Origin of the sequence: Streptomyces sp. NBC_00239 (genome assembly GCF_036194065.1) — a bacterium.
In the GTDB taxonomy this organism is placed as follows: Bacteria; Actinomycetota; Actinomycetes; order Streptomycetales; family Streptomycetaceae; genus Streptomyces.
In genome coordinates, this window is record NZ_CP108095.1 from 1,370,674 (window position 1) to 1,392,094 (window position 21,421).

Sequence of the window (21,421 nt, forward strand, 5' to 3'; positions counted from 1 at the left end):
CCGTCCCCGCCGGCATTTCCTCCCGGCCCGGATGTCCGGCGGCGGCCCATACCCCCGTAATCAGCCACTGCGTACGAATCCAGGCCTTCTTCGCCTCGACATCGTGAAGTGTGGCCGTCGAATCCATTCTCATTGATCTTCGCGGGCCGGGCTGCCTAGGGTCGGGATCATTGCAGCGACCAATCAGTTGCCAGCCAGATGTGTACCGGAACTGTCGACTCACAAAGTGATGGGCCGGTACGGGAAGGCCGATCCCCATGCATGTCGAAGTCCTAGGCCCACTCTTCGTCGGAATCGACGGACGCGACCGGGACTGCGCACCCAGCGCACCGAAACCGCGTCAGTTACTCGCCCTGCTGGCCCTCAACGCCAACCAGTTCGTCACCACCGCCGCCTGCATCGACGAGCTGTGGGCGGTGGACCCGCCACGCAGCGCCGCCACCACCCTGCGCACCCACGTGATGAAGATCCGCCGCGCCCTGCGCGCGGCCACTGCCGGGGAGGGGTCACCGGAGGGCGTTCTGCGCACCCGGCAGCACGGCTACCAGCTGTCCCTCGCCCGCACGGGCCTCGACCTGTTCCGGTTCGCCGACCGGGTGGACGAGGGCAAGCGCGCCCTGATGCGCGGGGACCACGCCCGGGGGGCACGGACCCTGCGCGACGCCCTCGACCTGTGGAAGGACTCACCCCTGGTCGACGTACAGGCCGGCCCGGCCATCACGGCCCATGTGACGCTGCTTCAGGAAAGCCGCCTGAACTGCCTGGAGTTGCGCATCGAGGCCGAACTCAGGCTCGGCCTGCACCACGAACTGATCAGCGAACTGACCGGCCTCACAGCCGAGTTCCCCACCCATGAGAACCTCAACGCCCAACTCATGCTGGCCCTCTACCGATCGGGACGGCAGGCCCAGGCCCTCGCGGTCTACCGGCAGCTGTGCACCGTGCTCGCCGGGGAACTGGGCATCGAACCGTCCCGTCGCATCCAGCAGTTGCACCATGCCGTGCTGCTCGCCGACCTCGCCCTCGACCCGCCCCGCTCGCCGGCCGGCGGGCTACCGCAGACCCTCGACCTGGTCGGCAGTTGCCCGGCCTGACGCCGGCGGCCGGCCGTCGGCACCGGGCAGCCGCCCGAGCAGCTCGTAGGCGTGTGCGGCGGAGACCAGCGTGACGTGGTGGTGCCAGCCCCGGAACGACCGCCCTTCGAAGTGGCGCAGGCCCGACAGCTCACCGAGACGCTGGAGGTCGTGGCGGGCCCGGGAGCACAGGGCCAGCAGCTCCAGCACGTCGGAGGTCCGGGCGCTCTCGACGTTGGTGAGCCACACCGACTCCACGCCGCCGGGTTCGGCGCCCCACCCCACCACCAGCTTCCGGGTGCGGTGCGGCACGCCGGCGCCGCGTGCCGCGCCCGCTCCCACGGAGCTGTCGATCAGCACGGTGGTGTAGCGCGATCCCGGGCCCGGTACGCCGGGCCGGTACTGGGCCCGGGCGTGGGAACCCCTCGTCCGGGCCAGCAGCTCCCCCACCGTGACCACTGCGCCCGAGGCCTGCCGCGCCAGCGGTGTGGAACGGCCCACCCGCACCACGTACTTCAGCCCACGGCCTTCCAGCCCCCGGATCACCGCGTCCGCCGACGGGCTTCGGCTCGCGTCCACGATCACGGGCAGCGGCTTCGCCCGCCAACCGACGGTCATCTCGTCCAGGGCGTCGAACAGGTGGCGCCAGCGCGAGCAGTGACGTTCGTCGGCGGGCACCCGGCTGCGGGCCCGGCGCTCGTGGTCGGTGTCCCAGGAACGCGGCAGCATCAGCCGCCAGTTGACGGGGAGCGTGCCGGCGGGTCCGGCCGCCGTCACCACCAGCCCCAGCTGGCAGTTGAGCACCTTGCCCAGGGTCTGGGAGAACTGCTGGTCCACCCCGACCGAGCTGTGCCCGCTCTTCGGCAGCACGACCTCGTCCACCACCCACGCCCGGGACGCCAGCTCCGCGCCGGCGGTCCGGGCGATGCGTTCGCGCACCGGCCGCCAGTCCCAGGAGCTCTGGTTGACGAACTGCTGGAGGCTCTGGTCGGCGCGCCGCCCGAGCAGCCGCTCGGAGATCCGGCGCACCGACTTCCTGCCCGGCACCTCCACCAGCCCCCGCACGTACACCTCACCCCAGCGGCGCTGGTCCGAGCGGGGCATCGAGGCGAACAGGGAGGCGCAGAACCGGGACAGATCATCGCTCGAAGTCACCATCCGGTCAGCCTGCGCGGCGCCTGTGGAAGTCGCGTGGACGCGATGTCGAAGCCGCGTACACCGCGCGGGAGGACTACGGCCGGGCGGGCACCGAGTCCCCTTCCGGGTCCGTCGCCACGGCCGGCGCCGCCCCGACCGCACTCGCCTCGGTCGCATCCGCCCCGCCCGCCCCGCCCGCCCTGCTCGCCTCGTCCGCCGCCGTGCCGCCGCGCAGGCCCGGGGCCAGGAGGAGGGTCGCGGCCAGGGAGGCGGCGGCGGTGGCCACCATGCCGGTGGCGGGCGAGGTCAGTTCGGCCACCGTGCCGGCCACGGCCGCGCCGACGCCCTGCATGGTGAGCATCCCGGAGCTGTGCAGACCCAGTGCGTGGCCGCTCAGTTCGTCGGGGGTCAGCGCCATCAGGCGGTCCTGGAGCAGCAGCCCCGCCGCGTATCCGAACGTGGCGACGGTGACGACCACCAGGGCGACCGGAAGCCCCGGGTCGAGTGCGAAGAGCAGGTACGGGGCGGCGAGCAGGACGCACAGCGGGACGATCAGCCGGTCCCGCAACCGGGCCGGCAGGAAGCGGCCCGCGAGCACGTCGCCGACGAGCATGCCCGCGGCGCCGAAGGCGAAGAGCAGGCCGGCGTCGCCCGGGGAGTACGGGACGTACAGCGACTCCACTCCGACGATCAGGCCGTTCGGCACCCAGAGGGCGAGGTAGACGTACCGCCGGGGCACCGAGGACCAGAGACGGGCGTTGGTGCGCCAGGTCTCGGCGACCGAGGTCTTTCCGGCGCCCCGGGGCGGCCGGCTGCTCAGCCCGAAGCGGGCCACCACGGCGGTCACCAGGTACAGGCCGGCGGACAGGAGCAGCGTGCCGCGCGCCGAGAAGAGCATGACCAGCGCGCCGCCGAGCGCGAAGCCGCAGATCTGGATGATCCCGACCGACATGTTGAGGACGGACCGGCCGAGCAGGTAGCCGTCCCGGGTCAGGACCTCGTTGAGCAGCCCGTACCGCACCCCGCCGCTGACCGACCCGACGACACCGAGCCCCAGCAGCACCACGAACAGCACCCAGACGGGCAGCCCGGGGATCGCCTGCAAGGCCGTGCCGGCGCCGAAGAGCAGGCTCAGGACCGTCATCGCGGCGCGCGGCGGCAGCCGGTCCGCCCCCGACAGCACGGTCGCGGCCCCGACCATCTGGGCGAGGGCGGGGCCGAACATGGCGAGCGAGGACAGCAGTGCCGAGTCCGTCTGCTTGAACACCAGGATGCCCAGGGCCAGTCCGCTCACCGTCTGCGCCGCGGTCTGCCCGGCGGAGGCGAGGAAGAGCGGGGTGAACTCCCTGGTACGGAACAGTTCCCGATACGTACGCATGGAGCGAGTCTCTGCGGCATGATCGACGGGGCGTGAGACTTTCGCGGGGAGGCGAAACCAATGAGCTGGTGGCAGGTCGACGCGGACACGCTCGCCGGGGGGCGGTTCGTCGTCTCTCCACTGGCCGAGGCACTCGCCGGGCTCAAGACGCTGCACCACGGCAGGGCGGCCCACCTCGGTGAGCGGCAGTGGCTCGACGCCCACCTCCGCGACTACCGGGACCGCCTGGCCGGTGACCCCGTCACGGCCGCCCTGGTCCGGGCCGCGCTGGGCCGCCGGTGGAACGCGACCTTCCTCACCCCGACACCGCTGGGCGACGGCGACCTCCCGTTCGCCGAAGAGCTGGAGCGGGTGCGCGGTACCGCGCCCGCCGCCGTGCTCGCCGACCTGGCGGAGTCGGCGGACGGCCCGCTGCCGCCGCTGCTGCTGCACCGCGACGACCTGGCCCGGCGGGCCGCGGAGCTGCTGGACTGGGTGTGGACGGAAACGGTCCTGCCGTCCTGGCCGCGGCGCCGGCGGATCATCGAGGCCGACATCGTCGCCCGCACGGCCCGGCTGGCACTGCACGGCTGGGCCACCACCCTGAACGAGATGCGCCCGGGCATGCGCTGGCTCGGGGCGGACCGCCTGCAGATCACCGTCTGCGACAGCCCGGCGATGGAACTCTCCGGCGTGGAGCTGATGTTCGTCCCCGTCACCCTCAGCCAGAGCTGGGTCTGCTGGGACGTCCCCCCGCCCGGCGACGGCCGCAGCCCGCACCCCGCCCCGCGCACCGTCCCGCACCCCGCCCGGCGCCACGCGGTGGTCTACCCGTGCTCGGGCGTCCTCGTCGACGACGACCGCCGCCCGGCTCCGAAAGCCCTGGCCGCCCTGGCGGGCCCCGCCCGGGCCGCCCTCCTCACCCTGCTCGACACCCCGAAGTCCACCACCCAACTGGTGGCCCTCACCGGCCTGCCCCTTGGTTCGGTGGGCCGGCACCTGCGCATCCTGCGCGAAGCCCACCTCATCGAGCGCCGCCGGGCCGGCCGCTCGGTCCTCTACTACCGCACGGCGGCGGGCCAGGTCCTCGTGGCGGCGCAGCATCCCGGGCCCGCCGGCCCCTGATGGCCGGAAGGCTTCGGTTGGCGGCCAACTCCACATATTTTCCTGCGAGTTGTTAACGCGGGGTTTGCCGGTCTGTGGGTGAATGGCCGAGCGGGCGGTGCATGGTGCCGCCTCAGGGGTCGGGGCACGCGGATGACTGGGGGGCATACGTGGCTGTCGAGGAGAGACCCGGGGTCGAGGAGCCCCGCATGACCGTACGCCGGCCGTCGGGGTCGTGGTCGCGGCGGGATCTGCTGATGTTCTTCCTGCCGGGGCTGGCCGCCGTGCTGACGGGGATCGCGACGCTGGCCGTGTCGGGCAACCTGCTGCTGCCCTTCGAGCGCGTCGTGGTGCTCGAAGGGAAGATGGCCTCGAAGCGGGACTTCTTCGAGGACGAGGAGGTCCGGCGGATCCTGCTGAAGCACCGCATCGAGGTGCACATCACCAGCTCGGGCTCGCGCGAGGTCGCCCTGCGGGACCTCGCCGACTACGACTTCGTCTTCCCCTCCGGCCAGCCGGCCGGCGACCTGATCACCGGGATGCGCGCGAGGGACGGCCTGTACGCCAAGGTGCACCGCCCGTTCGTGAGCCCCATCGTGCTCGCGACGTACCGGGAGTACGCCGAGACCCTGCGCGGCGCCGGCATCGCCGCTCCGCTGCCCGCCGAGGGCTCGGACCCGCCGCTCTACTACTCGCTGGACATGAAGAAGTTCCTCACCGAAATCCACGAGGGGCGGCGCTGGAACGAGCTCCGGATCCAGCGGCACGGGATCTCCAACGCCAACCGGATCGTCACCCAGAGCCCCGACGTGTGCGGCTCCAACTCGGCCGGGACCTACCTGGCGCTGGTCTCCTTCACCTGGCGCGGCAAAGGCCCCGACGTACCCTCCACCGTGCAGGAGGCGCGCAGCCGCGCACAGTCCGTCCAGCACCTCATGGAGCAGGGCCTGCCCGCGGCCGACGTGTTCAAGACGTACGTGTCACCGGAGGGCAAGGGGATCGCCCCGGTGGTCGTGGCGTACGAGCACCAGTACCTGACCTATCAGGTCCGGCACCGCGCCGAGAAGGACCGGCTCGACACGGAACGGGTACTGCTGTACCCCTCCAGCCAGTTCGTCACCCAGCCCCAGCTCATCGCCCTGAACGGCAAGGGCGAGCGGCTCGGCGAACTCATGGACACCGACCCGGAGTTGCGCCGGCGTGCGACGGAGCTGGGCTTCCGGATCCTGGACCCGGCCGGCGAGGTCGCCGGCGACCGGCTGTCACGTTTCCTGACCGAGCGGAGCATCCCGGTACCGGCCCTGCGCCGCGACAACACGCGCGCTCCGGTACCCCGGATCCGCTACCTGGAGGAGATGATCTCGGTCGTGGGCGGCTGCCCGCCCGCGGAGCTCCCGGAGGGGGCGCCGTGACGGCGCCCGGTCCCCCGGGCGTACCGGGCGCCCCCGGAACCGCCGATGCTCCCGGCTCCCCCCTGACCCCTGGTCACCCGGCCGGCCGGCGCCGCCGGGCCGCGGTCGCGGTCGCGGTCGCGCTGGCCTGCCTGTGGGTGCTGGCCACCCTCTCCGCATGCGCGCCGGGCCGGGACGAACCGGTGACCCTGCGGGTGCTCGCCGGATCCGAACTCGCCGACATGCAGCCCCTGTTCGAAGACCTTCGCCGGGACACCGGCATCACGCTGGCGATGGAGTACCAGGGCACCGTCGAGGCCGCCGCGTCCCTAGCCTCCGGCCGCTACCGGCACGACCTGGCCTGGCTCTCCTCCTCCCGCCCCTTCCAGCTCCTGCTGAAGGAGGGCGGGCGCCAGGCGGACGCCCCGCTGTCGACGAGCATCATGCGCTCCCCCGTCGTCGTGGGCATGAAGCCCGAGGTGGCGCAGCGGCTGCGGCGGGCGACCCCCGACGGGCAGCTGTCGTGGGCGGACGTGGCGGACGCGGCGGCGGACGGCACGCTGAAGTACGCGATGGCCGACCCCCGCAGGTCCAACAGCGGGCTCGCCGCCCTGGTGGGCGTGGCGACCGCCGCCGCGGGCACCGGCAGCGCGCTGCGCCCGCAGGACGTCTCCTGCGACCGGCTGCGCGGCTTCTTCTCCGGCCACGCGCTGACCGAGGACTCCTCCGGCCGTCTCGCCGACGGGTACGTACGGAACGCGGCCCGCCTCGACGCGCTGATCACGTACGAATCCGAGCTGCTCGCGCTGAACCGCGCGGGCACCCTGCGCACGCCGCTGGAGATCGTCTATCCGAAGGACGGCATCGTGCTGTCCGACTACCCGCTGATGCTGCTCGACCCCGCCAAGCGGGACGCGTACGACCGGCTGACGTCGTGGCTGCGGAGCGGACCGGTACAGCAGAAGATCATGGACCGTACGCTGCGCCGGCCGGTCGACCCCGACATCACCCGCGTACCCGTGCTGCGCGCTCCGCTGGGCAACGCCCTGTACTTCCCCGACAGTCAGGAGGTCGTCGAGCGGCTGCTGGCCGACTACGGCAGTGCGCGGAGCGGCCGCGCGCCCCGGGTGATCTTCCTGCTCGACTTCTCCACGTCCATGCGCGGCGACCGGATCGCGGGCCTGCGCGCGACGATGGACGGGCTCGGCGGCGCGGACGACTCCAGCTCCGGCAAGTTCGTCCGGTTCCACCGGGGCGAGACCATCACCGTGGTGCGCTTCGGCGGCCGCGTGCTGGACGAGCGGAGCGTGACGTACACGGGAGCGCCCGATCTGGCGCGGCTGCGCGGCATGGTCGCCGAGGACCGCTTCGACGCGGGGACCGCCGTGTGGTCGGCCCTCGACCACGGCTACCGGACGGCGGCCGACGCGGTGGCGAAGGACCCCGGGCGGCGCGTGTCGATCGTGCTCATGACCGACGGCGAGAGCAACGCCGGGATGAACCTCGACGCGTTCCTCGCCCGGTACGCCGCCCTGCCGCCGGCCGCCCGCGCGGTCCGTACGTACACCGTCCGCTACGGCGGGGCCGACCCGCGGGAGCTCGACCGGGCGGCCCGGGCCACCGGCGGGCACATGGCGGACGCGACCGGGCAGTCCCTTCTCGATGCGTTCAAGGAGATCCGTGGGTGTCACGAGTGAAGCGTGGTGGGCCGTCTGGTGGCCCTGGATGCTGCTGTGGGCGGCCACCGGGGCGGGCCTCGCGGCGCTCCTGACGGTGGCGTCGGTACGGCTGGGCCGGGCGCGGCGGGCCGCCGCGCAGGACATCACGGACGGCATCTGCTTCTACCTGCACGACAGGACGGTCATGGACCACTACCAGATGCGCGGCTATACGGCCGCCCTGCGCAAGGAGGTGGAACAGCGCACCAGTGACAGCAAGGACGGCACGGTCCGCGCAAAGGTCTTCGGCGTCGGCGCGGACGGCGGCCGCAAGGAGAACACCGAGATCGTCAGCCGCTATCTGGAGGTCGCGGAACCGATCTCGGTGATCGGGCTGATCATGAAGGTGCTGGAGGAGAAGCGCGTCATCGTGCACGTCGACCTCCCGAGCCGGTCCGTCACCCGCAGCACCGCGCTGCTGCGGACGGCATCCGACGTGCGGAGCACCGTCCGGCTGCGGGACGTCGAGGGCTTCGTCCTGATCCGGGGCCGGTTCCGCACGACGGGCGAGGGTGCCGCGGGAGCCGGCTCGACCGCCTTCCTCGCCCCGTACGGCGACCCGGCCGACCCCTCCCGCGGTCCGCGTGTCCGCGTCACCTGCGTCACGGAGGGGCTGCGCACGCAGGTTCCCCGGGGGGCGTTCTCGGCGCGCTGTCTGGGCAAGGTCCAGGAGTGGAACCCTGACGAGGGCGTCCTGGAGGTCCAGGCCATGGCCATCTTCCGCTGACCCCGCCGCCCCGGCGCTGCCTTCGGCCTCTCCGGCGTTTGATGCGCGGGGTTTGGTGCGGAGCCCCGAGCAACCCGGCTGACGCCGGGCACCGGGCAGCCCGGACCCGCTCCTCAATCGCCGGAGGGGCTGGCGGGTCCGACGGGGGGCGCCGGCGTCCGCGGGGGCGGCTGCCAGTGCAGCGTGCCCGTGCCGAGGGCGATCGTGGCGCGCGCACGCATCGGCCCGGCGCCGCGGCGTGAGAGCACGACCACCTCCGCCACCCGCACCGACGTGCTGCCCAGCCGCGCGGCGCACTCCGCGGCCAGGCCGTGCGGGTCGCGGGTCCGGCCGAGGGAGAGGTGCGGGGTGAAGCGGTCGGAGCGGCCGCGGCAGCGGGGGAAGCGCTCCACCAGCGCGTCCCGGAGGCCGGTCCAGGGGGCCGGACCGGCCGCGGCGGGGTCGAGCCACACGGTCGCGTAGTCGCGGTGCCGGAAGCTGTGCACCCCGCCGAGCCGGGCGGTGAAGGGCGCGCACTCGGCCGCCGCGGCCGCCAGCAGCGGGGCGGCCGCCTCGAAGTCCGGTTCGGGGACGAAGCCGAACAGCAGGTTCACGTGGGGCGGCCACCGCCGGATCTGCGGATCGTGCTCCTCGCGGATGGACTGGATGGCCGGCCAGAGCTCCGCCGGCGGAAGCCACGCGACGGCGGTCCGCGGCGTGGCCCCGACCTCGAAGACGCCCGGCGTTCCCGGGTCGCCACGGGTGATCCCGTCCACACCTCCACGGTAGCCCCGCCACCTGCCCGGGACGGGTGTTCTCATCCGGTGGGCAGCTTCAAGCCGCCTGCCGAGGCCCCACGGACGGGCGGCCAGGGCGGACGGGCGCCCGCGGTCAGGCGGGGTTCTCGATGCGCCGCAGGCGTTCCGCGTCGCAGGTTCGGGGGCAGGTGGCGCAGGCGCGGGCCGCCTCCAGGGTGTAGTACATGCAGCAGCCGAGGCGGGTACGGGTCGGGTGCAGGCGCCCGGCGCGGTCCTGGAGGCGCCGGAAGTCGGCCCCTCCGGGGAACGGCGCCATGGCGGTCGGCAGCAGGTCGGTCGCCTCCCGTACCGCGTGCTCCTCCTGTCCGAGGGCCCGGCCGAGGTACCAGATCCCGGAGACCAGGTCGTCGGCGACCATGCCCCACAGGGCGCGGTCCCGGCGCCGGACCCGCGGCCCGGCGGCGGCCAGCAGGGGCCGTACGTGATCGGCGACGGCCGCCCGCAGCTCGGCGCGCAGCGCCTCCTCGCCGGACACCACGCGGGCACCCGGGAGGTGCGCGGACGGGTCGCCGGGCAGGCACGCGAAGCCGTTGCCCGGGACGATCTCGTACGCGGCGGTGGCGAGGTCGACGCGCACCTCGCGCGGGCGGATGCGCGGGACGCGCCGCTCCAGGTACCAGGCGCCGCTCATCAGGAGGCTGACGGACCAGAGGTAGTCGTGCAGCGCGCGCGACGCGGCGACGTCGGGGCGGGGTTCGTGCCCGTGTGCCGCCCGGATGCGGGCGGCTTCGGCGGCGATGAAGGCGTCCAGGGCGTGCCGGGCGTGCGGAGCCGCCGGAGCCGCCGGTCTGCTCAGCCGGGCGCCGTCGATCCAGTGTCCGGGGCGCGGCGCCCCGGTCGTGGCGACCCGGACCTCCAGGGCTTCGCAAACGGCGGCGAGGCGGCCGTAGGTCCGTGCGAGCGTGGCGGCAGCGTCCAGGGCGGGGTGTCGGGGCGGCGCGAGGCCGGGGACCGCGGTCATCGGTTCTCGATCAGGTGCGGCACGAGGACTCCGGTACGAGGAGAGTAGGTAAGCCTTACCTTAACGCACCGATTATGATCACGACTGCACGTCAGCCCTCATGTCTCGGACAGGAGTTGAGGCCAAGGGCTGACTCACCGAAGCCGATCCTCGCCGTCGGCCGCTCATCACAGCTCAGGATGGAAAAGGGGCTCGGCCCATGCGGTTGTACCTGCTCGCACTCAACCCCACCGACTCGGTCACCGAGGGGTTCCTCCCCGCCGCGGCCCGGCTCGGCCTCGACGTGACCGTGCTCACCGACCAGCCCGGGGCGCACCGCCGGTCGGCCCCGGACATCGAGGTCCTGGAGTGCGACGTACGCGACTTCCGCGCGGTCATCACCGGGATATCGGCCCACCGCCCGCCGGACGCGGTGTTCACGAACAGCGACCACCTCCAGACCCAGGCGGCCCTGGCGGCCGACTACTTCGGCCTTCCTGCCAAGGACTGGCGGGCGGCGCTGCACGCCAAGGACAAGGCGCAGATGCGCCGCCGGCTCGCCGCGAGCGGGCTCGACGCGGTGTGGTCGGCGGAGCTGCCCGCGGGGGCGGACCCGTCCGGGCTCGCTTCCCTCGACGTGCCGTACCCGTGCGTGGTCAAGCCGCGTGAGGGCGTGGCCAGCGAGGACGTCGTACTGGTCGAAGGGCCGGACCGACTCGTCCTGCAGTGCAAGGAGATACAGGCCCGGCGGCCCGGCTCGGCGCTGGTGGTCGAGGAGTATCTGGCCGGTGAGCTGTGCACCCTGGAGACGCTCGGCGACGGCCGGGGCCGCCACGTCCTCGGCGGCTTCCGCACCCGGGTGTCGGCGCTCCCGCACTTCGTCGAGGAGCGCTGCACCTTCGTGGACGCGCACCCCGAACCGGTCACCGGGCAGGTCCTCGCCCAACTCGACGCCCTCGGCGTCGGATTCGGCATCTGCCACACCGAGTTCGTGGTGGCGGACGGCCGGGCACGGCTCGTCGAGGTCAACTACCGTGCGGCCGGGGACCAGATCGACCTGATGCTCGCCCGACTGCTGGACATCCCGCTGTTCGAGCACGTCCTGCGGACCCATCTGGGCGAGCCGCTGCCCGCCGACCTCGGGATGCGCCGGGGCGGCGCCGCGCTCGTCGACTACCCGTACGCCCGGCGGGCCGGCACGCTCACCGCCGCGCCAGGCCCGGCCGATCTCCGGGTGGACGGCGTCGAGTTGACGTACCGGCCGCTGCGCGCCGTGGGGGAACGCCACCCGCTGCACCACACCAACCGCGACTACCTCGGCATCCTGCGCGCGGTCGGAAGGGACACGGACCGGGCGACCGTCGAACGGGTCGCCGCCGGCTACCTCGCGGCCCAGCGCTGGGAGATCACCCCGTGAGCGGCGCCCACCGGGCCGCCACGAAGGCCGCCCGCGCCGACACCGCCGGGGCGGAGTTGCTGCTGCGCGTGCTCGGCGCGCTGCTGCGGGAGGACGTCGCGGGGCTGCGCACCCGCACCACCGCGGTCGACCGCGCCGACGGCCGCTGGCTGCGACTGCCGACGGACGGACGGCCGGGCGCTCTCGGCGGCACCCGCTCCACCGGCCCCACCGACCCCACCGACCCCACTGACCCCACCGACCCCACGGGCGAGATCGGCGACACCGGCGGCGGGGAAGAACCCGAAGACGGCGGAGGCGGCGGACGCGGCGGCGACGCCTGGCTCCTCCCCGTCGTCGAGGACGGCTACCAGGGCGCCTACACGGCCCGACTTCCGCTGCTCGTACGGGAGTCGGACGGCCGCGAACTCGCCACGCACGACGAGATCCTCGGCGCCCTGCGCGCGCTCGCGGACCCCGCCGACCGGGGCGGCTTCGACGCCTTCGCGGAGGAATGCGGCCAGACCCTGGCGACCGTGCGCCTGCACGCCCGCACCCGGGACGAGGCGGCCGCCGCCCTGACCGCCGCCCACGGCCCCGACCCGGCCCACTGGACCGGCCTGGCGGGCGGGCTCGCCCACGACGCTCTCGCCGCCCGCCTCGACCACCCGGTGTATCCCACCGCGCGCGGCCGCTCCGGCCTCACCGAGGGGCAACTACAGGCCTACGCACCCGAGTTCCACCCGGGCTTCCGGCTACGCTGGATCGCCGTGCCGCACCGGGAGCTCACCGTGGCCGGCGGGCCGGACGCGCTGCCCGCCGCGTGGCCCACCCCCGCCGCGCTCGGCCTGCCCGCGCTCGACCGCAGCCACCTCGCCCTGCCCGTCCACCCGCTCACCGTCGGCGCACCCCTGCGCGAGGCGCTCGACGCCGCGGGCCTGGCCGGCCGGGCGGTCCTCGCGGAGCGCCCGTACCTGGACGTCGTCCCGACCCTGTCGATGCGTACGGTCGCCGTCACCGGCGACCCCACCCTGCACCTCAAGGTCCCGATGGCCACCGCCACCCTGGGGCTGCGCAACCGCCGGACGATCCGGCCAGGATTCCTGAAGGACGGGGTCGCGGGCCAGCGCCTGCTGGAGGCCGTCATCGCCCGCGAACCGCGCTTCCGGGACGCCGTCCTGCACGCCGACGAGACCGTCCACGCCCATGCGGGCCACGAGCTCCTCGCCGTGCTCTGCCGCCGGCACCCGGCCGGCCTCGACGACGCCGTCGTCACCCCGCTCGCCGCGCTGCTCGCCGAGGCCCCCGGCGGGCGGCTGGTGATCGACCACCTCGCCGACCGGTTCTACGGCGGCGACCCGCTCGCCCTGCTCGACGCCCAGTTGCGGCTGCTCTTCGACTGGCAGACGACCTTGTTCGGCCACGGCATCGCCCTGGAGTCGCACCAGCAGAACATCTCGCTCGTCCTCGACCGCGGCCCCGACGGCCGCACCCGCATGCGGCTGCTGCTCAAGGACAACGACAGCCCGCGCGTCCACCCGGCCAGGGTGCGCGCCACGCTCGGCTCCCACGCCCCGCTCGGCTTCGACGACGCCCGCATCCTCTGCGACGACGACCGGCCGCTCACCGACGTGTTCACCACGATCACCCTGCACCTGTGCGCCGGTTCGTACGCCTTCGGGCTGGCCCGTCACGGCCGCGCGGCGGCGAGCACGCTCCTGGGCCTCGTACGCGACCGGCTCGCGGAGGCCGTCGAACGGCTCGGCACCGGGCCGGGCGAGCCCGGGGCCGTCCTGCGCGCCCGCGTCCTGGACGCCCCGCACCTGCCCGTGAAGGCGATGGTCAGCGCCGGAACCCTGCTCAGCAAGGAGCGTTCGGGCGCCGCCGACATCAACAAGCACTACACCACGGGCCCCAACTACCTGCTGAGAGCGCCGGGTCCGCAATGAGCGCGCGCGTGCGCGGCCCCGGACCGGGCCTTCCCTCTCCCTGCCTCCTCCGCTCACTCCGCACCCGCTGGAGCCGCTGATGTCCCTGACCGACGCAATCGGCACGACGACCACCGCCGCCACCACGACCGGTACCACCACAACCGTCACCGGCACCGCCGCAGCGGCAGCGCGGCGCGGCGGCGCGCGGCCGGGCGCCGCCCCGTCAGCCGCACCGGCCGGGCTGCCCACCGCCGACGAGGCGGTCACCCACACCCTGCTGAACTGCCTGCTGCGCGAGCTGTCCGGACCGGAGCAGCAGACCGCCGTGGCCGACGGACACGTACTGCTGCGCCTGCCCCGCCGCGGGGTGCTGCTGCGTGCCGGGCTGCGCCGTACGTCCCTGCTGGGCTCGCACCGGTTCACCGGGCCGGTGCGGGAACGGCGGGGCGACGGCTGGGCCGAGGTCGGCTGGCGCCGGCTGGCCGGGTACGTGCACGACGAACTGGCCCTGCGGACCGGGGTGCACAACGAGGAGTTCCCGGAGCAGGTCGCCTCCAGCCACCGGGCCGTGGCGGCCGCACTCTCCGTACGCGCCGCACGCGCGGCAGCCGGCACACGCGGCCCGGGGGACGGTGACGCGCTCGCCGCGTACCTGGAGTCCGAGCAGTCGCTGGTGTTCGGGCACCGCTTCCACCCCACGCCCAAGGCCCGCACCGGCGACACCGCTTCGTGGCTCGCGTACGCGCCGGAGACCGGCTCCTGCTTCCGGCTGCGCCACCTCGCCGTCCGCGAGCACCTGATCGCCCAGGAGACCGCCGCCGAGGGGGCGGCCGGGGCGCTCGACCGGGCGGCCGGCGCCGACGTGCCCGAGGGGTACCGGCTGCTGCCCGCGCACCCGTGGCAGTTCGACATGCTGTCCCGACACCCGCTCCTGCGGGCGGCGTTCGACCGCGGCGACATCCTGGACCTCGGGCTCGGCGGACGCCCCTTCGCCGCCACCGCCTCGGTGCGCACACTGTACGACGGAGCCACCTTCCTGAAGTTCAGCCTCAACATCCGCATCACCAACTGCCTGCGGAAGAACGCGAGTTACGAACTCTCCGGCGCGGTCGCCCTGACCCGCCTGCTGGGCCCGGTCCTCGCCGACCTGGAGGCCCGCTTCCCCGGCACCGCGATGCTCCGCGAGCCCGCCTACCGCAGCGTCGCCCTGCCCGGCGCCGACGGCTCCCCGGACCGCTCCCTCCTCGAAGGCCTGGGCGTGATCGTGCGGGAGGGCCTGCCCGCCCGGCAGCTGCCCGGCACCACCGCGCTGCTCGCCGCGGCCGTCGCCGACGAGTACCCCACGGGCCCCGGGCACGTCTCCCGGCTGCCGGCGGCCGCCTCCGCGCCGGCCGCGCTCGACTGGTGCGCGGCCTATCTGGGCCTGCTCGTCCCGCCCGTCCTGGCCGCGTACTTCGACCACGGGGTGGTCCTGGAGCCGCACCTGCAGAACGTCGTCGTCTGCGTCGACGGGGACGGCCGGCCGGTCCAGGTGATCTTCCGCGACCTGGAGGGCACCAAGCTGGTCCCGGAGCGGCACGCGGACCGCCTCGCCGCGCTGCCGGCCGAGGTCGCGGAGCCGATGGCGTACGACGCCCGGCGCGGCTGGGACCGGGTCGTGTACTGCCTGCTCGTCAACCATGTCGCCGAGGTGCTCGCCGCCCTCGCCGACCTGCACCCGGCGTCCGAGGACGCCCTGTGGGCGCTGGTCCGCGCCACCCTCCAGGCGTACGCCGACCGGCACGGCTGCCCGCCGCCGCTGGCCGCCCTCCTGGCGGGGGCGCCGCTGCCCGCCAAGGCGAACCTGCTCACCCGCTGGGAGCGCAAGGCCGACCGCCACGCCGGCTACGTCCGGCTCGACTCCCCGCTCGCCGGGCACCGCCCGCCCCTCGCCCACGGCCACCACGACCCCCGGAGCGCCCGATGACCCACCCCGCCGCCCCCACCCCCGCGGTGCGCGACCGGCTGCTCGCCCTCGACGCCACCGAACTACCCGCCTACCTCTACGATCTGACGGCCCTTCGGCGGCACGCGGCCGCCGTACGGGCCGCCCTCCCCGGGCGGGTCGAGCTGTACTACGCGGCGAAGGCCAACCCGGAGCCGGAGATCCTGACCGCGCTGAGCCCGTACGTCGACGGCTACGACGTCTCCTCCGGCGGCGAACTCGCCCACGTGGCCGAGGCCGTTCCGGGTCGCCCGCTCGCCTTCAGCGGGCCGGGCAAGACGCCCGCCGAGCTCGCCGCCGCCCTCGAACTCGGCGTGCCGCGGTTCCACGTCGAGAGCCTGCACGAGCTGCGCGTACTCGCCGCGCTCGCCGCCCGCACCGCCCCCGCGGCGGGCGGCCGCCGGGACGCCCCCCGCGCCGGGGTGCTGCTCCGCTTCAACCTCCCCCTCGCCGCCGCCTCGCTGGCAGGGAGTTCGCTGGCCATGGGAGGCCGTCCGACGCCCTTCGGGCTCGACCCGGCCGACGCGGACACCGCCATCCGGCTTCTCACCGACGGCAGTTGCCCGCAGCTGCGGCTGCTGGGCGTGCACGCTCACCTCGCCAGCGGCCTCGACGCCCCGGAGCAGCTCGCGGTGGCCGCGTCGGTCGTCGGCTGGGCCGCCGATCTCGCGGCCCGCCACCGGACCCGGCTCGCCGAGGTCAACGTGGGCGGCGGCATGGGCGTCGACTACGCGGCCCCGGAGCGCCGTTTCGACTGGACGGCGTACGGGGCGGGTCTGGGCCGGCTCGCGGACGCGCACCCGGACCTCACGCTGCGGATCGAGCCGGGGCGCGCGGTGACCGCGTACTGCGGCTGGTACGCAACCGAGGTGCTCGACGTGAAGCGCAGCCACGGGGAGGAGTTCGCGGTGGTCCGCGGCGGCACCCACCACCTGCGCACGCCGGCGACGAAGGGCCACGACCAGCCCTGCACCGTGCTCCCCGTGGACGCGTGGCCGCACCCCTGGCCGCGGCCCGCCGCCGGCGGCGGCGGGCGGGTCACCCTGGCCGGCCAGCTGTGCACCCCCAAGGACCTGCTGTCCCGGCACGTGCCCGCGCCCGGGCTGCGCGTCGGCGACCGGGTCGCCTTCGCCCTCGCGGGCGCGTACGCCTGGAACATCTCGCACCACGACTTCCTGATGCACCCGCGGCCCGGCTTCCACTTCCTCACGCCGCCGTAGGCCCGGCTTGGCCGAGCCTTGTGCCCCTCTTTGCCGTCCGCTGCACGGGGGCTAACCAACGGAAGGGGAGGGTGGGACCCGGCGAACGCAACTGCGTTCGACCGTGGTCGACATGGAGCAGGAGTTCCGATGAAGCGCACCCACCGCACCCGCGCCGGTATCGCCGCAGCCGCGCTGGTGGCCGTCGGCACCGTCACCGTAGGAGTCGGCGTGGCCCGGGCGGGCGAGACGGACGGCACGCCCGACCGGCCCACCGAGCGCGAGGTCGCCGCACTGTTCGACCGGTGGAACGCAGCGCTGCAGAGCGGCGACGCCCGGAAGGTGGCCGACCGCTACGCCCGCGACGCGGTCCTGCTGCCGACCGCCTCGCCGAGGATACGCACCACCCGCGCGGAGATCGTCGACTACTTCGAGCACTTCCTGCAGAAGAAGCCCAAGGGCCAGAAGATCCGGTCGGTGATCAACATCCTGGACCGGAACTCGGCGATCGACGCGGGCCTGTACCGCTTCCACCTGACCGACCCGAAGACCGGTGCGAAGACGACCGTCGACGCGCGCTACACGTACGAGTACGAGAAGCGCGACGGCCGGTGGCTGATCGTCAACCACCACTCCTCGGTGCTGCCGGCCGAGGGCTGAGCCGGCGGGGGCCCTCGGACACCGGACGCGGCCCGGTCCGCGGACTGGTCCGCAGCGTGATCCGTACGCACAGTCCGCCGCCGGGGGCGTCCCGCAGGGACACGCTGCCGCCGTCGTCCGTCACGAGCTGCCGGACGACGGCCAGCCCCAGCCCGGAGCCGGTCCGCCCGGTCAGCCCCTGGCCCCGCCAGAAGCGGTCGAAGGCGCGGGACTGTTCGGCGGCGGACATGCCGGGCCCCTGGTCGGCGACCTCCAGCACCGTCTCCTCCGCGCTTCCCCCTTCCACGCGCACGGTGATGGTGCTCCGGTCGGGTGACACCTCCAGGGCGTTGGACAGCACGTTGTCGAGCACCTGGTCGAGGTTGCCCGGGCCCGCCAGGACCCGCAGCCGGTCGTCGGCGTCGCCGGTGAGCACGATGGTCACCTTGCGTTCGTCGGCGGCCGGCCGCCACACGCCGAGCCGCTGCTCCAGCAGCTCGCGCAGCGCCAGCGGCTCGGGCGCGGAGACCTTGGCCTCGGCGCGGGCCAGCACCAGCAGGCCGCTGACCAGGCGGCTCATCCGCACCACCTCGGCGGTGGCCTGCTCCACGTCCTCGCGGACGAACGGGTCGTCCACCCCGTCCGCGATGTTGTCCAGAGACAGCCGCAGCGCGGTCAGCGGGGTGCGCAGCTGGTGCGAGGCGTCGGCCACGAAGATCCGCTGCGAGGCGACGAGGGTGTCGAGGCGTTCGGCGCCCTGGTTGAGGGTCCGGGCCAGGGTCTGTGTCTCGTGCGGTCCGGTGACGGGGGAACGCGCGGTCAGGTCACCGTCGCTGAACCGGCTGGCCATGTCGTTGAGCTGGCGCAGCGGCTTGGTCAGCAGCCGGGCCACGATGGCGCCGAGCCCGGCCGCGACAGCCAGCACGGCGACCGCGAGGACCGCCCGGAATCCCCAGATCCGCCAGAGCCGGTCGGTGAGCGTGGCGGTCTCGTAGCGGATGCGCACGGCGCCGGCGACGCGGTCCTGCCCGTCCGCCGGATCGCGGACGTGCGCGGGGACGGTGACCACCAGTTCCGGCCCCCAGACCCACCGGGCGCCCCAGTCGACGGTGGTCTTCCCCTGGCGCAGTGCCGCGCGGAAGGCCGGGTCGGCCGGGTGCCGCGGCAGGGGCAGCGGTGGTACGGCGGTGCGGCCGGAGGTCACCGCCTCGACGGTCCCGGGGGTCTCGTCGGCGTACGCGCCGGCCATCCTGGCCAGGGCCTGGCGGGCCGGCTCGTCGCCGTTGCCGTTGCCGAGGAGCAGCGCCATGGTGGTCGCCTCGCGGCGTACGGACTCCTCGGTGTCGCCGCGCAGTTGGGCGGTCAGCGTGAAGGCGACGGGCACGGTGAACGCGGCCAGCGCCACGCCGACCAGGAGGACATAGCTGACGATCAGCCGCTTGATCACGTGCGGGCCCCGTACCGGACGTACTCGCGCGGTCCTACGACCCGGCGAGGTGCCGTGGCGGGCGCCGTGAGGCGGTGAACCCTGGCGGTCACGGCGCCAGGACCAGCCGGAAGCCCACGCCCCGTACCGCCTCGATGGCCACCGCCCCGGCGAGTTTGCGGCGCAGCGCCGCGACGTGCACGTCGAGGGTCTTGGTGGGGCCGAACCAGTTGGCGTCCCAGACGGCCTCCATGATCTGCTCTCGGGACATCAGGGCGCCCGGCTCCTCGGTGAGGAAGGCGAGCAGGTCGTACTCCTTGGGGGTCAGGGCGATTTCGGTGCCGTCCACCCGGACCCGCGCCGCCTTTCGGTCCACGGTCAGGCGGGCGCCGTACCGGCTGGGCCCCTGCTGTTCGGCGGCCGGCCGGGCCCGCCGCATGACCGCGCGGATCCGGGCGATCACCTCGCGGAGCCCGAACGGCTTGGAGACGTAGTCGTCCGCGCCGATCTCCAGTCCGACGACCCGGTCGGTCTCGTCGCTGCGCGCGCTGATCACGATGATCGGGACGTCGCCGCGGCTGCGCAGCGCGCGGCAGACGTCCAGGCCGTCCGTGTCGGGCAGTCCGAGGTCGAGGAGCACGAGGTCGTACGGGGTGGCGACGGCGAGCGCCGCCGTTCCCGTGGTGACCCACTCCACCTCGAACCCGTAGCGCAGCAGGCCCCGGCGCAGTGATTCCGCGACCGGCTCGTCGTCTTCCACCAGCAGTACATGCACATGGGGACTCTAGTTCGAACCGCGGGTGCCCCTCCCGCCGGCGACGTGCGGTCGCCGGCGGGAGGGGCGGGCCGGGGCGGCGGGGGCGGTCAGAAGCGCAGGGTCCAGCTGTTGATGTAGCCCGAGTGGCCCGCACCCGGGTACTCGCGGGCGCGCAGCTTCCACTTCCCGTTCGCCACCTCCGCGGAGGCGTTGACGGTCCATACACCGCCCAGGTCCGCCATGTACCAGCTGGTTTCGGCCACGCTGAGCGGGTAGGCGGTCCCGTCCGGGGCGATCAGGGCGAGGTCGGGGAAGCCCCACGCGGGGAACTTGACGTGGAGGGCGACCTCCAGGTTCTTCGGCGCCCTGCCCGCGACGCCGGTGACGGTGACGGGCGAGTGGGCGGCGCGCTCCCCCGTGAACGCGTAGTTGGCGGTGTTGGTGAAGCGCGGACCGACCGGCTTCTGCGCCGTGGTGCCGACGTACAGCAGCCGGTTGGGCGAGTTGGCGCCGCGGTCCCAGACCCCGTCGGTCGTCGCGTTCGCCTTCACGGCGGCGGCCACGGTGGCCGGGGAGGCCGTGCGGTGGGTGGCGAGGTAGAGGGCGGCGGCTCCCGCGACGTGCGGCGCGGCCATCGACGTCCCGGACAGCGTGGTCGAGGAGTCGTCGTCCCACCAGGCGGCCGAGGTGATGTCCGAACCGGGTGCGAACAGGTCCACCGAGGCGCCGTAGTTGGAGAAGTCCGAGCGCCGGTCGTCGGTCTGCGTGGAGCCGACGGTGAGGGCGGCGGTCACCCGGGCGGGCGACTTGGTCGAGGCGTCCTTGTTCTCGTTGCCGGCGGCGACGGCGTAGGTGATGCCCTTCGCGATGGAGTTGCGGACGGCCGTGTCGAGGGCGGTGTTCGCGGAGCCGCCCAGGCTCATGTTGGCGACGGCCGGCTTGACGGCGTTCCGGGTCACCCAATCGATGCCCGCGACGACCTGTGCGGTGGTGCCGGAGCCGTTCGCGTCGAGCACGCGCACGGCGACGATCTTCGCCTTCTTGGCCACGCCGAAGGTGGTGCCGGCGACGGTGCCCGCCACGTGGGTGCCGTGGCCCTGCTCGTCCTCCGCCGGGGTCCCCGGGTTCACCGCGTCGTACCCGGACCGGGCGCGCCCGCCGAAGTCGTGGTGACTGAGGCTGACTCCGGTGTCGATGATGTACGCGGTCACGCCCGCTCCGCCGTTCGCGGCGGTCGGGTGGATGTACTTCTTGTCCAGGCCGGGCTTGCGGCGCCGGTCGATGCGGTCGAGCCCCCAGGAGGGCGGATTCGGCTGGGTGGTGTCGGCGTGGACCACGCTGTCCTGGACGACCTGGGCCACGGCCGGGTCGGCGGCCAGTCGGCGGGCCTGCTGCGCGCTGAGTTCGGCCGCGTAGCCGTTGAGCGCCGTGTCGTAGGTCCGACGGATCTTCCCGGCGTACCGCTCCACGACCGAACGGCCCGCGGACGACTGGGACTTCGCGCGGGCGGTGTTGAGGATGACGATGTAGCTGCCCGGCACGGTGCCGGGCGCGTCCGCGTTGGCGACGACGCCCTCGGGCGGCGGGCCGGCCGCGGCCGGGGCGGCGATGGCCCCGGACAGCAGCGTGGCCGCGGCGAGCGCGACCACGCCGAGCGGCCTGCGCCGCGAATTCGTTGTGGCGTACATGGAGTACTCCCCCCTGGGGCCCCCTGCGGCCCCTCGCCCGCAAGAGTGGCTGCACACCCGCGGTGAGGCAAGGGCGCCAGCGGCATATCACGCACGCAACTTCCCTTCTACGCTTGGGTGTTGACAGAGCGCGCGAAATCAGGCAGGCCCCACGCCG

At 74.1% G+C, this 21,421-nt stretch carries 17 protein-coding genes; 10 read left to right on the top strand and 7 right to left on the bottom strand.

Translation table 11 applies throughout. The features are described 5' to 3' along the window. Positions 1-257 precede the first annotated feature (257 nt). Entirely contained in the window at positions 258-1,094 is an 837-nt protein-coding gene (locus OG764_RS06030) for an AfsR/SARP family transcriptional regulator (protein WP_328967346.1), read from the top strand. Here the strand turns inward: OG764_RS06030 and OG764_RS06035 are convergent. After that, positions 1,053-2,231, bottom strand: a complete 1,179-nt coding sequence (locus OG764_RS06035; protein WP_328967347.1) for an IS701 family transposase — start codon at positions 2,229-2,231, stop codon at positions 1,053-1,055. The two genes, OG764_RS06030 and OG764_RS06035, sit on opposite strands and share 42 nt — an antisense overlap. 73 nt (positions 2,232-2,304) lie before the next feature. Continuing rightward, positions 2,305-3,588: an MFS transporter gene (locus tag OG764_RS06040; protein ID WP_328967348.1), complete on the bottom strand. Its 1,284-nt coding sequence runs from the start codon at positions 3,586-3,588 to the stop codon at positions 2,305-2,307. Between the two features lie 60 nt (positions 3,589-3,648). Between OG764_RS06040 and OG764_RS06045 the strand changes: the two genes are divergently transcribed. The 4 genes from OG764_RS06045 (at position 3,649) to OG764_RS06060 (ending at position 8,507) form a co-directional block, all read left to right on the top strand. Next, positions 3,649-4,692 carry a winged helix-turn-helix domain-containing protein gene (locus OG764_RS06045; RefSeq protein ID WP_328967349.1) on the top strand — a complete coding sequence of 348 codons (1,044 nt, stop codon included), beginning with the start codon at positions 3,649-3,651 and terminating at the stop codon, positions 4,690-4,692. 188 nt (positions 4,693-4,880) lie between these two features. Then, positions 4,881-6,083: a hypothetical protein gene (locus OG764_RS06050; RefSeq protein ID WP_328967350.1), complete on the top strand. Its 1,203-nt coding sequence runs from the start codon at positions 4,881-4,883 to the stop codon at positions 6,081-6,083. Continuing rightward, positions 6,080-7,759 carry a vWA domain-containing protein gene (locus OG764_RS06055; RefSeq protein WP_328967351.1) on the top strand — a complete coding sequence of 560 codons (1,680 nt, stop codon included), beginning with the start codon at positions 6,080-6,082 and terminating at the stop codon, positions 7,757-7,759. Before OG764_RS06050 ends, OG764_RS06055 begins: the two co-directional genes overlap by 4 nt. Next, positions 7,743-8,507: a hypothetical protein gene (locus OG764_RS06060; RefSeq protein ID WP_328967352.1), complete on the top strand. Its 765-nt coding sequence runs from the start codon at positions 7,743-7,745 to the stop codon at positions 8,505-8,507. Before OG764_RS06055 ends, OG764_RS06060 begins: the two co-directional genes overlap by 17 nt. A gap of 113 nt (positions 8,508-8,620) precedes the next feature. Here the strand turns inward: OG764_RS06060 and OG764_RS06065 are convergent, their stop codons facing one another. Both OG764_RS06065 and OG764_RS06070 read right to left on the bottom strand, forming a co-directional pair. Beyond that, positions 8,621-9,262: a 2'-5' RNA ligase family protein gene (locus tag OG764_RS06065; RefSeq protein ID WP_328967353.1), complete on the bottom strand. Its 642-nt coding sequence runs from the start codon at positions 9,260-9,262 to the stop codon at positions 8,621-8,623. Positions 9,263-9,377: 115 nt separating this feature from the next. Then, positions 9,378-10,265, bottom strand: coding sequence for a (2Fe-2S)-binding protein (locus OG764_RS06070; RefSeq protein WP_328967354.1), 888 nt, complete (start codon positions 10,263-10,265; stop codon positions 9,378-9,380). Positions 10,266-10,464: 199 nt separating this feature from the next. On the opposite strand from OG764_RS06070, the gene OG764_RS06075 reads away from it, so the two are divergent. The 5 genes from OG764_RS06075 (at position 10,465) to OG764_RS06095 (ending at position 17,414) form a co-directional block, all read left to right on the top strand. Beyond that, a complete protein-coding gene (locus OG764_RS06075; RefSeq protein WP_328967355.1) occupies positions 10,465-11,661 on the top strand; it encodes an ATP-grasp domain-containing protein in 1,197 nt (398 codons plus the stop codon). After that, positions 11,658-13,589 (top strand): IucA/IucC family protein, encoded by a 1,932-nt coding sequence (locus OG764_RS06080; protein WP_328967356.1) that lies wholly within the window; start codon positions 11,658-11,660, stop codon positions 13,587-13,589. Before OG764_RS06075 ends, OG764_RS06080 begins: the two co-directional genes overlap by 4 nt. Before the next feature lie 79 nt (positions 13,590-13,668). Beyond that, positions 13,669-15,537, top strand: a complete 1,869-nt coding sequence (locus OG764_RS06085) for an IucA/IucC family protein (RefSeq protein ID WP_328967357.1) — start codon at positions 13,669-13,671, stop codon at positions 15,535-15,537. Then, a complete protein-coding gene (locus OG764_RS06090; RefSeq protein WP_328967358.1) occupies positions 15,534-16,775 on the top strand; it encodes a type III PLP-dependent enzyme in 1,242 nt (413 codons plus the stop codon). Before OG764_RS06085 ends, OG764_RS06090 begins: the two co-directional genes overlap by 4 nt. Positions 16,776-16,904: 129 nt before the next feature. Next, positions 16,905-17,414, top strand: a complete 510-nt coding sequence (locus OG764_RS06095) for an SgcJ/EcaC family oxidoreductase (RefSeq protein WP_328967359.1) — start codon at positions 16,905-16,907, stop codon at positions 17,412-17,414. Here the strand turns inward: OG764_RS06095 and OG764_RS06100 are convergent. From OG764_RS06100 to OG764_RS06110, 3 genes are all read right to left on the bottom strand, one after another. Continuing rightward, on the bottom strand, positions 17,377-18,840 hold the full coding sequence (locus OG764_RS06100) for a sensor histidine kinase (protein ID WP_328967360.1): 1,464 nt from the start codon (positions 18,838-18,840) through the stop codon (positions 17,377-17,379). The two genes, OG764_RS06095 and OG764_RS06100, sit on opposite strands and share 38 nt — an antisense overlap. 88 nt (positions 18,841-18,928) lie before the next feature. Next, the gene (locus tag OG764_RS06105; protein ID WP_328967361.1) at positions 18,929-19,594 is read right to left on the bottom strand and encodes a response regulator transcription factor; all 666 of its coding nucleotides are present in this window, start codon (positions 19,592-19,594) and stop codon (positions 18,929-18,931) included. A gap of 89 nt (positions 19,595-19,683) precedes the next feature. Beyond that, entirely contained in the window at positions 19,684-21,264 is a 1,581-nt protein-coding gene (locus tag OG764_RS06110; RefSeq protein ID WP_328967362.1) for a S8 family peptidase, read from the bottom strand. Between the last annotated feature and the right edge of the window lie 157 nt (positions 21,265-21,421).

Bases quoted from the DNA above. Each gene is read 5' to 3' on its own strand.
- OG764_RS06030 (WP_328967346.1), top strand. From the start codon at position 258: ATGCATGTCGAAGTCCTAGGCCCACTCTTCGTCGGAATCGACGGACGC.
- OG764_RS06035 (WP_328967347.1), bottom strand. From the start codon at position 2,231: ATGGTGACTTCGAGCGATGATCTGTCCCGGTTCTGCGCCTCCCTGTTC.
- OG764_RS06040 (WP_328967348.1), bottom strand. From the start codon at position 3,588: ATGCGTACGTATCGGGAACTGTTCCGTACCAGGGAGTTCACCCCGCTC.
- OG764_RS06045 (WP_328967349.1), top strand. From the start codon at position 3,649: ATGAGCTGGTGGCAGGTCGACGCGGACACGCTCGCCGGGGGGCGGTTC.
- OG764_RS06050 (WP_328967350.1), top strand. From the start codon at position 4,881: ATGACCGTACGCCGGCCGTCGGGGTCGTGGTCGCGGCGGGATCTGCTG.
- OG764_RS06070 (WP_328967354.1), bottom strand. From the start codon at position 10,265: ATGACCGCGGTCCCCGGCCTCGCGCCGCCCCGACACCCCGCCCTGGAC.
- OG764_RS06075 (WP_328967355.1), top strand. From the start codon at position 10,465: ATGCGGTTGTACCTGCTCGCACTCAACCCCACCGACTCGGTCACCGAG.
- OG764_RS06085 (WP_328967357.1), top strand. From the start codon at position 13,669: ATGTCCCTGACCGACGCAATCGGCACGACGACCACCGCCGCCACCACG.
- OG764_RS06090 (WP_328967358.1), top strand. From the start codon at position 15,534: ATGACCCACCCCGCCGCCCCCACCCCCGCGGTGCGCGACCGGCTGCTC.
- OG764_RS06095 (WP_328967359.1), top strand. From the start codon at position 16,905: ATGAAGCGCACCCACCGCACCCGCGCCGGTATCGCCGCAGCCGCGCTG.
- OG764_RS06110 (WP_328967362.1), bottom strand. From the start codon at position 21,264: ATGTACGCCACAACGAATTCGCGGCGCAGGCCGCTCGGCGTGGTCGCG.